The organism is Mucilaginibacter sp. FW306-07-L, assembly GCF_058782065.1.
Genome location: NZ_JBYSXI010000001.1, coordinates 1,268,242 through 1,281,762, shown reverse-complemented (window position 1 = coordinate 1,281,762; position 13,521 = coordinate 1,268,242). Strand labels below are relative to the sequence as shown.

General features: G+C 43.0%; 10 protein-coding genes. 1 reads left to right on the top strand and 9 read right to left on the bottom strand.

Features of this window, described 5'->3' with window-relative positions:
• Nucleotides 1–21 precede the first annotated feature (21 nt).
• From AC3WJC_RS05745 to AC3WJC_RS05720, 6 genes are all read right to left on the bottom strand, one after another.
• The gene (locus AC3WJC_RS05745; RefSeq protein ID WP_492398116.1) at nt 22–780 is read right to left on the bottom strand and encodes a hypothetical protein; all 759 of its coding nucleotides are present in this window, start codon (nt 778–780) and stop codon (nt 22–24) included.
• 47 nt (nt 781–827) lie between these two features.
• Complete coding sequence (locus AC3WJC_RS05740) at nt 828–2,222, bottom strand: beta-helix domain-containing protein (RefSeq protein ID WP_492398115.1); 1,395 nt, start codon at nt 2,220–2,222, stop codon at nt 828–830.
• Between the two features lie 92 nt (nt 2,223–2,314).
• Complete coding sequence (locus AC3WJC_RS05735; RefSeq protein ID WP_492398114.1) at nt 2,315–3,799, bottom strand: beta-helix domain-containing protein; 1,485 nt, start codon at nt 3,797–3,799, stop codon at nt 2,315–2,317.
• A gap of 179 nt (nt 3,800–3,978) precedes the next feature.
• Complete coding sequence (locus AC3WJC_RS05730) at nt 3,979–7,233, bottom strand: TonB-dependent receptor (protein ID WP_492398113.1); 3,255 nt, start codon at nt 7,231–7,233, stop codon at nt 3,979–3,981.
• 183 nt (nt 7,234–7,416) lie between these two features.
• On the bottom strand, nt 7,417–8,397 hold the full coding sequence (locus AC3WJC_RS05725; protein WP_492398112.1) for a FecR family protein: 981 nt from the start codon (nt 8,395–8,397) through the stop codon (nt 7,417–7,419).
• A gap of 101 nt (nt 8,398–8,498) precedes the next feature.
• The gene (locus AC3WJC_RS05720) at nt 8,499–9,008 is read right to left on the bottom strand and encodes an RNA polymerase sigma factor (RefSeq protein WP_492398111.1); all 510 of its coding nucleotides are present in this window, start codon (nt 9,006–9,008) and stop codon (nt 8,499–8,501) included.
• Nucleotides 9,009–9,330: 322 nt separating this feature from the next.
• Between AC3WJC_RS05720 and AC3WJC_RS05715 the strand changes: the two genes are divergently transcribed.
• Nucleotides 9,331–9,795 (top strand): response regulator, encoded by a 465-nt coding sequence (locus tag AC3WJC_RS05715; RefSeq protein ID WP_492398110.1) that lies wholly within the window; start codon nt 9,331–9,333, stop codon nt 9,793–9,795.
• Between the two features lie 2 nt (nt 9,796–9,797).
• Here the strand turns inward: AC3WJC_RS05715 and AC3WJC_RS05710 are convergent, their stop codons facing one another.
• The 3 genes from AC3WJC_RS05710 to AC3WJC_RS05700 form a co-directional block, all read right to left on the bottom strand.
• The gene (locus AC3WJC_RS05710) at nt 9,798–10,196 is read right to left on the bottom strand and encodes a response regulator (protein ID WP_492398109.1); all 399 of its coding nucleotides are present in this window, start codon (nt 10,194–10,196) and stop codon (nt 9,798–9,800) included.
• A 6-nt stretch (nt 10,197–10,202) separates the two neighbouring features.
• Complete coding sequence (locus AC3WJC_RS05705) at nt 10,203–11,288, bottom strand: hybrid sensor histidine kinase/response regulator (RefSeq protein ID WP_492398108.1); 1,086 nt, start codon at nt 11,286–11,288, stop codon at nt 10,203–10,205.
• A gap of 61 nt (nt 11,289–11,349) precedes the next feature.
• Nucleotides 11,350–13,506 (bottom strand): sensor histidine kinase, encoded by a 2,157-nt coding sequence (locus AC3WJC_RS05700; RefSeq protein ID WP_492398107.1) that lies wholly within the window; start codon nt 13,504–13,506, stop codon nt 11,350–11,352.
• Nucleotides 13,507–13,521: the final 15 nt, after the last annotated feature.

Sequence of the window (13,521 nt, the reverse complement as noted above, 5' to 3'; positions counted from 1 at the left end):
GCTTTATGTAGTTTACTAACCTCATAACTGAATACTATAGCCTATTATAAACTGATGAGAGGCGGAACTTACCTCACTATCCTGCTTTAAGTGATAATAATTCCACTGGTAGCCAACACTTATTTTGCTATGATCGTCAATCTGTTTTTCTAAACTGCCCGACCAATTAACTGCGCTAAACCCTGCAAAGCTGGTCAAATATAAATTATCCAGATAAGCACTGAATGCCGGTTGCTGAACGTTGCTTACCCTATTCCCGCTAAAGTTTGAGCGTGAAACGGCGGACACCAACGGGCAGGTAATACCTGTTTTAATAACAAAAGGTTTACGGTTCCCAATACTATATTGAGCCTGTAAAGCCAATGCCGCGCTACTTACAAATTCAAAAAAACGGCTGTTATTAACAAACTGTTCATGACTGCGTGTAGCAAAAAAAGTTTCTGAAGCAAGGCCGCTATTGATATCTGCACCGACAAGGTTAAACAGGTGCCATAAAGCGGTGTATTTTAACGAGATAGTTTTTGAACGTACCGTTGATGAATTGACATCATTACCCAAACTCCCCTGCTGATAACTGACTGAAACCTGTTGTGCGAACCTGCCGTTCTTGAAATCTGCCCCAAGGGTTATACCCGGTAAATTCCCCGCATATACCAGTGCCGACATGCCATCATCCTTAACACGCGTATTTACCAGCATAGCCCCTGCGTGCAGGGTTTGCGTACCGGCTTGCTGCGCGGATGCGGGCAGGTAAAACCAACCAAGCGATATAGTTAACAAATAACCTATTACTGTTTTCCGGATCACATGCAGACTTTATATCACGCTTAATAGTTTGTTGCAACCGGATAAAAATCCGTCCAACCTTCCATCCAGTTTGATGCGCCGAAAGCGCCGCGGTAAGCAACTTTATTAAAGAACGCGTTGTTAAAATCAGTGCCGCTAAAGTTTGCCCCGCTTAATGCCGGCGAACCATTGGCCGGTAAAACACCGGGAGTTTTAAAATTAAACGGATCAGCTAATGAAATACCGTTAGGCGATGGATAGCGAATATTGTTATGGCTCTCGGCATAGGCGATAACCGTTGCCGTATCTACCGAAAATACTGCGTTCATATCAACCGTGTAGGCATCTGTAAAGTTATTACTATGAGCCAGGTTATAGCTAAACTCGGTTGAACCGTCGAGCAAGTGCAGGGCCGCGGCATCGTCGCTAAACTTAATACCACCTTTAGGCATCCCCATTATTACTGAGTTACGCAAGGCTATGCTGCTGTTGTAGCTCAGGTTAACGGCGGCGTTCCACGGCTGCATATCATTGTATCCCGGGTTATTGTACGGGCCTATAACGGTAAGGTTTGATATTACCGGGCGTGTGTTTCGTTCTAACGGATTGTTAACAATATCATTTAATACCAGCACACCATCGGTAGTGTAAATAAAACTACCCGGCGCGGCAAAATACGGGTGCTTGTAGCTAAGCAAAAACTGCTGATTACCATTGTAGCCGTTAGCATATAAAAATCCGGCACCGCGGGTATTGAACGCGATCAGGTTACGTGCGTTTACCGTGCCGCCAAAAAAGCCAAAACCCGACGTTTGGGTATTACTCACCTGCACATTTTCAATAACGGTACCGCCGCCTACTCCTACACAAGTTAAACCATAAGAATCTACTGATGATACTCCGGCAAACTCAATACGTACATATTTCAGTATGCCCGAATTATCGGTAGCGTTATCGCCGCCGCCCGGAGGCGCTGCCACGCCACGCGGACTGATAGTTGGCGATGGCATCCCACTGTTCTCATCATACGCGCTTACGGGTGCGTTACCCGCTATGTACAAACCGCCCCAATCACCATGCTGGCGCTGTGATACAGGCGAGCCCGAGGTAAAAATGATAGGCTTTTCTTTAGTCCCCTCGGCTATGATTTTCGATCCGTTATCTATAATAAAAAAATCAGACCGCCCCTGCCCCGCCGCGGTATTGCGACTCATGATAACCGTACCCGGCTCAATGGTCAATACAGCATTATTGGTAACAAGTACAGATGTTTCAAAGGTATAGGTGGAATCACTGCTCAGCGTGCGGTTGGCGCGTATTTCATTGGGCAGTTTGGCTTTAGGTTTTGTAGCGCTTACTTCGGTTTCATTTTTTTTGCATGAAAAAAAGATCGGGCAAAAACACAGAAAAAAAAATGTGATGTATATATTTTTCATTTAATGAGTATCAGGTTTATTTAAAAACCTTTTTGGCGTTGCCGCCAAAAAGGTAAAACATAATCAGTTTTTAACAGGTAGATGGTGTACGATTAGAATTTAGTCCAACCGGTTGAGCCTGAACGTACAGTAGCCCAGTTAGCTGTGCCTGTACCTGTAGCACCGGTGTAAGCGAATGCACCACGGAAAGCCACGGCCAAAAATGTTTTTGAACGGGCAACCGGAGATGTTGATGATGGGAATGATCCACCTGTAAAATCAGCACCTGTTGCAGCGGCAGATGATGAAGAATTAAGGAAGAACTGAGTTGAGTTAACGCTTGTAAGGTTAAACGGATTTACAAGGTCGGCAGCACTTGCGGTAGCCAGCTCAACGTTAGCATTGGTAGCGTTAGTAAGGAATGTTTTTAAAGTAGCATCAGTGTATGATGTTGTACCTGTAGCAACGGCAAACGCTTTATTAGCTGCATTGCTGTGTACAAAGTTTTTCCTGAACTCTGATGTACCTGCGGTTAAGCTATCGGCAGTAACGTTACCATCAACTAATAAACCGGCTGCCGGGAAACCCAGGAATATAGAGTTACGAACTTTTAAACCGGTATTTCTGCGGAAATGAGCACCGGCCTGGAATGAACCATCAACACCGGTTGCTGAAGTTACCGGGAAATCAGGGTTTGAATCAGCAACACCGTTGTTACCCAATACAGTTAAGTTTGATATAACCGGGCGGGTACGCGGCGTGTTGGTAGCAATACCTGTATTATCGTTATCACTCTCAATACCGTTTGATTTTGATTGATCGTTGATTTCCGGATCTCTTAAAGCAAGCAGGAACTGTAATGAGCCCTGGTAACCAAAGTCAAAATCAAAGTCATCATCAATTGCACGGTATGAGATCAGGTATTTAGGGTTAACCGTACCACCAAAAAACTCAAAAGAGTCATCGCCGCTATAGCTAACCTGTACGTGGTCAATCAACGTACCTGCGCCAACACCACCTAAAGTTAAACCGTTAACCTCATTGTTGTTACCTAATGTACCCTGGTAAATACCACCGGCATACTCAATACGGGTATAAGTAATGTTACCACTGTTGTCAGAAGCGTTGGTACCACCATATTGGGTATCACTGCTCGCAGGGATACCTTCAATAGTAGTTGTAGTTGGTTTGTTGGTTGGCGCGCTGCCTAAAACAATTATACCGCCCCAATCGCCATTAGTTGGCGTAGCTTCGTTTGATGTAAACACAACCGGATTGTTAACCGTACCGTTTGAGTTTATCTTGCCGCCTCTGGCAACAAGCAATACACCTTTTTGACCGGCTACACCATAACCTTTAAGGGTTGTACCGGCAGGTATGTTTAAGGTAGCACCGCTTTTTACAGTAACCACACCTTTTATAATGTAAGTTTTGGTATTTACCAGGTTTACGGTACCGGTAACATCATTTTTAATGGTATCAATAGCCGGGTTAGTACCGGTAACAACGTCGCGCACTAAGCTGCTATCTTTTTTACAGGCGGTGAACGCTACAGCGGCCAATGCGGCAACTGATAATATTTTTGAAATAGTTTTCATGATGAGTAGAAAAATTGTTAAGATTGTGTTAATTATTAAACTGCCAAGTTTTTAATTGCATTTTGAGTGACCCCGGCCTTGCTGGGGTTACGCTCATGATGTTTATCAGTCTTTTTCTTTTTTTCCTCCGCTTTTTCAGGTGTTTGCTTTATGTAGGATTTATTAATGCGCTGTTGTTTTTACTTTCTGATGGTATAGGTTAACGTTAGCGTATAATTGGCAAAGGGCTTACGTGAATAAACCGTAGCGTCAAAAACATTACCCGAGTATTTACCATTCAGGTCAAAATCCTGATATTGTATATATGGGCTGTTAAGTACATTCGCCGCGTTGAATCTTATTTCAAACTGTTGCTTCATAAATTTCTGGCCAATCTGCAGGTCAAGCTGGTTACGCGGATTTTCATATATATCCGGATAAGTGCTAATGTCTGACCGATCCTCAGCAGTAGTACCAACCACTACTATGCGGCGGCCCGAGCGGTTAAAGGCTGCTGAAAAAGTAAATGTATTTTTAAGTGCGTTTACCAGTATACCCGCGTTAAGCAAATATGGCGATTGGCCCATCAGCGGGCGCTCTTTTAATTTTGAGTCTACATTTGTGCCTTCGTAGCCGTCAACCGTTCCGCTAATTTTGGAGTGTATCCTGGAGTAGTTACCAAAGAATATTAAATTTTTAAGCCACTCGGGCCCGGTACCGAAGTACAGGTTTTTACGTATTTCAAACTCAAAACCCCAGTTTGTTGCACTTTCAATATTATTATAAGTGCGTATAAACCCAGTGGTTGAGGTTGTTGCCTGGGTGGTGGTTTCAACGGGGTCTGTCAGTTTTTTACGGAATAAAGAGGCGGAAAATATCTCGCCCGCGCTCGGGAACCATTCTGCCCTGAAATCGAGATTTTGAATAGTACCCCGGTTAAGGTCAGGGTTACCACGTGTTATGTATCCTGTAACAAAATCAAAATACTCGTACGGGCTTATCTCTCTAAACTCCGGCCTTGTCAGCGTTTTTGAAAACGCGCCCCGGATGTTAACCGTTTTTAACGGACTATATATTAAGCTTGCTGAAGGTAATACATCCGTATTGTAGCGGATATAATCAACCGGGGTTTGATCGGCCCCGCTACCGCCGCTGCCCGGTAAACGGGTTGCGAGATCCTTACTGGTGCTCAGGCTCATGGTATAAAACTCTATTCTTGCACCATATATCAGTTTCAGGTTATCAAAAATATTGCTCTCCATATTGGCAAAGGCTGATGCCAGGTTAGCACCACCCGTATATTCATTAGCCGGAAGCTCATAGTTTACAACCACCAGCCCACCCGGCCTGAAATTTTCAGGACTAAGTATTTTATCAATAGGCTGATTAAAATTAACCGGGGTTGATGAAGGGAAGCCCTGATCATTATCGGTAGTTACGCCGCGAGCGGCATCAAAGTAGCCTAAGTTACGGGTAAAGTACTCGCGCTTTCTGAACTGGGTAAAGGCACCGGCCTTAAATAACTGGGGTTGCTGTTTTACTTTAAATGGCGTTGATACGGCAAAGTTTACATTGTAAGCATCTTCCTTTAAATCAGTAAATAACCTGCTGGATGATTGGATAGAACCAAACTCAGGCACAAAATAATTCTGATCCTTATAACGTACCGTATCTGTTGGGTACAGGTTAACATATCCTAAACGGGTTTGGTTAGGCTCGTACTTTTTCACCTGGTTGTAGGCCACGTTCCAGGTTAACGTAACCGGATCGGTTTGCCCTAATTTATGCTCCCCTTGTAACTGCGTACCTAACAATGTTTTTTGGGTGGGATGCATATCCGTAACCATGGTAGGTGCTATATCGCTAAAATCATTACCCTGCGTTCGCTCGCCTGATCTTAATGTTGTAATAGTTTCAAAATCACGATTGAACATGCTTTTTACCGAAACCTTGTTTTTACCAAACTGGTAAGCCACGTTAAGTAAAGCACCGGCGTTTACCAGGTAACGGTAACTACGCTCGTACGGAAACGACCGCAGGTAAGCCAGTGTATCGCCGGGAGCTGCCGTACCGCTAAACCTGCGCAGGCGGGCCAAGTCATACCGCTCTACCTGGTCAATGGTTTCATCGTGCCTGTAATTGGCCAGGGCAACTATGCCCAATTTTGAGTCGGTAAAGTTGAAGGTTTTACCGTAGCCTAATTGCAACTGCTGTATAGGTTTGGCATTACCGGCCCCTACCGGTGTCCATCCCTTGCTCAAGGCATTACTTATCCTGAAACGCTCTTCAGGGTATAGTTTGTTAAGTTCGGCAGAGCTGCGGTCAAGCTCCTTAGGCAACGCGCGGCCACCATCGTCAGATCCTATCCAGTCACGGCTGCCGTTGCGGTCTTTAAAAAACGCCTTACCGGTTTGCCCGGCATAAACACCTGAGCCCAACGCGATCGAAATAAAATCCTGATCCGGAAAATCCTTGGTATTTACCTGTACCACACCTCCGGCAAATTCGCCCGGCAAATCGGCCGTTGCGGTTTTGGTTACAATAACACTTTCAATAGCCTGCGCGGGTATCAGGTCGAGGCTGAATGAACGCCTGTCGGGCTCAGTGCTTGGTAACACGCCGCCATTCAGCATGGTATAGTTATACCTGTCGGCCAGGCCGCGTACCACCACATATTTACCTTCGAGTATACTTACGCCAGTGATCCTTTTCATCGCGTCGCCCGCGTTACGGTCAGGAGTGCGGCGTATCAGATCGGCAGAGATACCATCCGTAATAGCAGTGTTGTTGCGCTGCAGGGAGTACAGTGATGATTGTGATTCGCGTTTGAATGAACTGGTTACCGTTACGGTTTGCAATTCGTTAGTTGCCGCATTGAGGGCAATATTTAAAAGGGTGGCTATATTTTCCTTTACCTCTACACCGGTAATTTTTTTAATTTGATAACCCATGTACCTGAATTCAACACTGTAGGTACCCGGTTGCAGGCTCAGGGAATAGTTGCCCTGAATGTCTGACGAGATACTTACATTATTGCTGGCCACCACGGTAACGCCGGGCAGCACCTCGCCGGTTTTGGCATCAGTAATTTTACCTGATACCCTACCCGGAGCCAGATTGCTGTTGTGCTTGCGCTGATCGTACCCTATAGTGATGTTTTGATTAACAACACTGTAGGTATAGTCGGTATTTTTAAGCAACTCATCAAGTATCCGGTTTAGCGGAGCATTTTTGAAGTTGAAGTTCGCGACTTTAATTTTCATCAGCAGATCCTTATTGTAAGCAAAATCAAAACCCGATTTTTTTTGAATCAAGTCAATATCATCAGCCAATACCCTGGCATTTAAATTAATGGTCAGTTTTATATCATCCAGTTTTTGCGCGGCAACATCGGCCGCGTTAATAACCCCGCATGTACTTAAAATTATAGCTGTGAATAAGGTAGAAATTCTCATAAATTGCTTTACGCGCGTAAAAAGTATAATCATATATTTGTTTATGGTTTTAGGTTAACAGAATAGCCTGGACACAGCAGCTCCATCTCCAGTACCAACGGAATAAAAAGCTGATCTTTAACGGAAGCTGTTAGCGCAGCCTCCGTTTCTTTTTTTGTGTGTATATGTAATATTGGGGTTAGGTTAGTACATCGTTATAGTTTTTGATTTAACATTCAGTGAATACCGGGTATTATTTATTTTGCTCAACATGCCCATTACATCGGCTATATTATCATTCCGCCTAACAGTGGCCGTAAAGTGTAAAGCCGTAACCGCGGCATCATTTGCTTGCAGCTTATAACCATAATTGTTATACAACACGGTTTGTAATCCCACGAAACCAACCTGGTTCATTGTCACCTCACCATTCATCCAGGCTTTAGCCTGTGAGGCCGATACCTTAACTTTTGCACCGATGTGTTTTTTCAGGTTAAAATCCATTTGCTGGTTAGGTGTTAAAAAGTCGAGCAGTTTTTTATTGTAACTAACCCCCACCTTTCCGGTAGCTACCGACACTTGTATTGCGGGCAAATAGCTGTAGGCGTTAATGTTGAACGAGGTACCGAGCACCTGTGTAGACAAGCCTTTACTGTGCACTATAAATGGTTTTTTGTCATCATGGTACACATCAAAAAAAGCCTCGCCTTCCAGCAGGTCAACTTCCCTTTTGTCGGCATTAAATGTGGTTGGATATTTTAATTTTGAGCCTGAATTCAGCCATATTTTACTACCATCGGCCAGCTCTATTGATTTCATTTTGCCAGGTTCGGTATAAACAATGGTATAGGCAACCTTGCCGCTACCCGTGTTAAAATATTTGGCAGACGTATAAAAAAATAAGGCCGTTAATATCCCTACAACAAATATGGATGCGGCGATATTTAGCCAGCGGCGTTTAACCTGCCGTTTATTTTGCAGGTTTAGCGAACTATGGATAGTACTGAGTATATCGTTATACTCCCGCGCTTCCTCACGGTGATCGCTAAAAATATTTCCGGGTAATTGCTTATCCTCAAAAGCATCATACCACCTGTTAAGCAAATGGCGTTCAACTTCTGTAAGCTGTCCGTTTGCAGATTTTTCGATCAGGTTGCGTATTTGTTCTTCAGATAAGTTCACCATTATGTATTTATACCTACTAATTCGGCCCAGGCGAACCATAGTACCATGAGGTACAGAACTTTAATACACAGGAAATATTAGCTTAACACCATACCTGCTTTTCAGGATGCGTTGTAGTCATCCAAGGCTAATTTTAGTTTTTTTAAGGCGAGAGAGATTTGATTTTTTACGGTTTGGGACGATATGGAAAGTCGCTCGGCAATTTTTTCATTGCTCAGGTACTCCCGGCGGCTCAGTATAAATACCTGGCGCATTTTTTCGGGCAAACGCTCTATCTCGTTATTGAGCAGCGTTTCGAGTTCCTTGTTTAAAAACTGTTCGTTACCTGCTCCACCTGTGGCCACATCGGTAACTAAAGCCGGTAGGGTACGGTCTTTATGCTTATAAAAAAAATCAATTACCTTGTTTTTGAGCGAGCGGTACAGATAAGGGCCTAAAGGCAGTTCTTCATCAACGTTATCCGCATTGTTCCATAAGGATACAAAAAGGTCCTGTAATAGATCCTGAACATCCTCCTTATTACCTAACCGCTTATAAGCCGTTGCATACAAAGCTTTACTGTAACGTGCATACAACTCGTTAAAAGCATGAACATTACGCTGCTTTAGCATAACGATCAATTTTTTCTCAGAAAAGTTTTTCACTTTTAATTAGCAGTTAAGATTTAAAGCCCTACAAAGCTATTAACTAATTATGGGTTGATAATTAAATGAATGCTAATTAATTGTTACCTACAAATTTATACCGCTCAAATGCTTCGGGAGAGCCCGCTGAATAATGCCACTCGTTTACGTTAATATGCTTAATTATTAGGCATCATAGCTGCACCGTCATATTTTATTATAAATTATCATTAGCACTTGGCAATGCTTTAACTTTGCATAGTTAATGGTGTATAACTGTCAATACCTACCCCTATTATTTTTATTTGTGATGTCTGACAAGAAAATTACTATACTTTATGTGGATGATGAGGAGAATAATCTTTTTGCATTCAAGGCAACATTCCGTATTAAATACCATGTTTTAACCGCCATCAGCGGCGATGAGGCACTTAAAATACTGGCTGAAAAGCCTGTACAGGTTATTGTTACCGACCAGCGTATGCCCGAAATGACGGGCGTTCAGTTTCTGGAAAACATCCTGGAAAAATACCCTGACCCCATGCGTATACTGTTAACCGGATATGCCGATATGAACGCGGTGATCGACGCGGTTAACAAAGGCAAAATATACCATTACCTTACCAAGCCATGGAATGAGGCCGAACTGGATGCTACCATTCAAAAAGCCTATCAAAAATATTTAGAAAAGATAGAAATGCAGGACATGAACGAAAAGCTGGCCCTCTCTAACGATCAGCTTGAATTTATGCTCAGGCAAAAGCTGCTATCCTGATCCTATTCAAGTTCGTGCTGTAGCAGAATATCGTTCAGCTTTTCTTTGGTGAGCGGTTTTTCAATAACACCGCTAACAATGGTATGAGCCCGCCCTTTGGAGAGGTCGTTTTTATTAAGGGTAGATGAAAGTATAAATATCTTGTACTGATCTGTTATATCCTCCGGCAACTTTTCAAAAGCATCCAAAAATTCAAACCCGTTCATGATCGGCATCTGCAGGTCAAGAAAAATTATAGCGGGCAACTTAACACCAACCTCCCGGTTACGTATGGCCTCAAATGCGGTTAACGCGTTATGATACAACTTAACTACACTGTTGCTGTAGGTAAAATGGAGTATTTTTTGCGCTATAAAGCAATCCAGCTCACTTTCATCAATAACTATTAACGATAAATTCATATATAATTACAATGAAGGTATAGTCACTTTAAACGTCGTCCCCTGATCCATTATGGAGTTTACCTCAATCTGGCCGTTTAGCTTGAGCAAAGCGCCTTTTACATTATACAATCCAAAACCTGAACCTACCTCCTGCGAGTTGGCTCGGTAAAACAGGTTAAATATTTCGCCTAAATGATTGCCTAAAATGCCCACGCCGGTATCTTTAACACAAATAACGGCCGTATTATTTTGCACCTCAATGGTAACCTCAACCTGCTTTTGGGCTTTACGTTTATCCTGATATTTAAACGCGTTTGATAGCAGGTTATTAAAAATCAATTTCAACAATTCCCTGTCCGTCCTGAATATTTCGGGCTGAGTAATATTTACTGTAAATTCCACCTCATTTACTTTTGAGCTAACCTGGTACATGGGCATCAGCTCATCAACAAATTGCGTAAAATCAATTTCTGATATCTTCAGTTCACCGCGCTGCAGGCTGTAATAATCGTGCATGCTGATGATGTAGCTATCCAGCTTAGTGATTGATTTTTCCATCAGCACCAGCATTTCCTTCATCTCGTTAATATCATCAATATCATGCGCTACGTTGATAGCTCCGAGTATCCCGGTAAGCGGGCCGCGTATATCATGGCTAACACTGTAGGCAAACTTATTCAACTCCTCATAAGCGGTTTGCAATTCGTTATTTTTTACGGCAAGCATAGAGGTAGCCATATAAAACTTGTTCCCCTCCTCTATTGCTGATAATATATCGGCCTCCTGCCAGGGCTTTTGAACATACCTGAAAATATTGCCTTTATTTATGGCTGCTATGGTTGCTTCGGCATCGCTGTATCCTGTCAATAATATGCGTACGGGCAAATGATGTTTAAAGCGCATCTGTTCAAAAAACTCCGCGCCGGACATGCCGGGCATGCGCTGATCGCAAAATACAATACGTATATCAGGGTTTCGGTCAAGTATGGCAAAGGCCTCTTCTATTTTATCGGTAACAAACACCTGGTAGTTCATCCTTAATGTGGCTTTAAAACCGATCAGGTTATCGGGTTCGTCATCCACATATAAAATCTTGATTTTTTCGGACATTGTATAAATTGGTTTACTATTGATGGGGTGTTATACGGATGGCCGCCCTATTTTGGTTGGTTTATTGCAATTTTAAAGGCAGCTCAATTACAAACTCACAGCCCTCGCCTTTTTTACTGTTAACCGTAATATTACCGTTATGCCGTTTTATAGTATTATAAGCGATAGATAAGCCTAAACCGGTACCTTCGCCTACATCTTTAGTGGTAAAAAAGGGTTCAAATATTTTATGCTGGGTTTCCTCACTCATGCCTACGCCATTATCTGCAAAGTGCAAAAACACGTGCCCGTTTTCCTGCCTTGTTTTTATGCTGATGATGCCACCCGAGTTATCGCCAAACTTTTTGTTGATGGCATAAACCGAATTTGATATGAGGTTTAAGAACACCTGGTTCAGCTTGCCGGGGTAACACTCTACCAAATTCAATTGGCCATAATCCCGCTCAATTGCTACCTTATTGTTAAACAAGTTGTTACAGATGATAAGCGTTGATTCAATACCTTCATGAATATCAGCGTATTTCAGATCATCTTCATCCAAACGCGAAAATATTTTAAGGCCTTTAACAATCTCGGCAGTACGCACCGCCCCCTCATTAATGCCTTTAAGCAGATGCTTGATCTCGTAGTTCAGGTAATCCAGGTCAAGTTCTTCTTTCAGCGAGTCGATTTCCTTTTGCTTGGCTTCAACCGGCTTGTCAGATAAGCCTACCTTTTCAATAGATTGCAGGGCATCCATCATCATTTCGATGTCGCGCTTTAACGGGTTAATGTTAGACGTAACAAAATTGATCGGGTTATTGATCTCATGCGCGATGCCTGCCGTAAGCTGACCCAATGAGGCCATCTTTTCAGACTCTACCAATTGCGATTGCGCCTGCTTCAGGTTATCGAGTGTTACAGATAGCTCCTTGTTGGTTTCTTTTAACTCATAGGTACGGTCGTTCACTTTAGCTTCAAGCACCTCGTTTTGCTCACGTATAATACGGTCGTTCTCTTGCAAAGCGCGCAACGTTTCTTCCTGCGACTTTTCTTTCTCCTGCTTAAACACATTGATCCTGTCAGCCAGCGCGAATGAAAGCAGTACGGCCTCCAGCGCCGAACCGATAAGCAGTGCCGAGTTGGTCAGATCATTATAAGGCAGTACTACGTTAAAATCCTTCAGCACGTAGATCACCACACAAACAATAAATATTGACCACGCCGTGAGGAAATATTTGGCCGAGCGCGAGCCTTTAAGCAAGATGCGGATAGCCATAAACAGCACATACAATGCGCTGAACATGGCCGTTGACAGCATGATGGTGTAGCTCAGGTTATAGTGCCCTAAAAACGCGAGTAATATCTGGAATGAGTAAAGCACCCAAAAAACATACGAGAATTTGTGTAAGCCGGGCGTATACTGTTTTGAGGTAAGAAAGTTCTTTGAAAACTCAATAGCCGATAAGCCTATGAGCGCGCTGGTTATATATATCAGCATATCAGCCACCATCGGGTGGTTTTGCAGCACAAACCTCAGTAAATAACCTTCCATACAGGTTTGCGTGAGCAGTACCATGGAGAGGTAGAGGATGTAATACAGGTAGTTTTTATCGCGCACGCTGGTGTACACAAAAAAGTTGTACAATATCATTACCAGCATGATACCTACATAAATACCAAAAGTAATATCCTTAAAAAGTGCCCTTTCAACAATCTGCGCCATGCTGCCTACATAAAATGGCAATATGAGTTGCTTACCGCTTTTTACGTAGAAGTAAAAGGTACTTTCACTTCCCTTTTTAAGATTGACAGGATAAATAAAGCTTTGATGCTTGATAATACGGGTATCAAAAGCCAAACGGTGGCCGCTTTTATTTTGCTGGTTCAGTTTACCGTTAGTGAGCTGATAAAAGTCGACGTAGTCAACCATCGGCTGGGTAAACTGTACCGCCAGCGTGGTATCGGCTGATTGATTTTTTAGGCTGAACCTGATCCAGTAACCATAAGGTTTGGTATCCAGGTTCGGGAAGTCATTATCTGTTTTTTGATACCTGGCAGAGCGCATAGCCTCAGCAAGCGGCATATTAGCATTGGTATCCGTCAATACTTCAATACTTTTACCGATCACCTCAACTTTGCCTTTGAACGATATTACATTTTGCGCTTTCGCGGACACAAACGCGCCGCCCACCGCTAATAAAAACAATGCCTGGAACAAAACAATAAAATATCGCATCAATCGGTAATACAT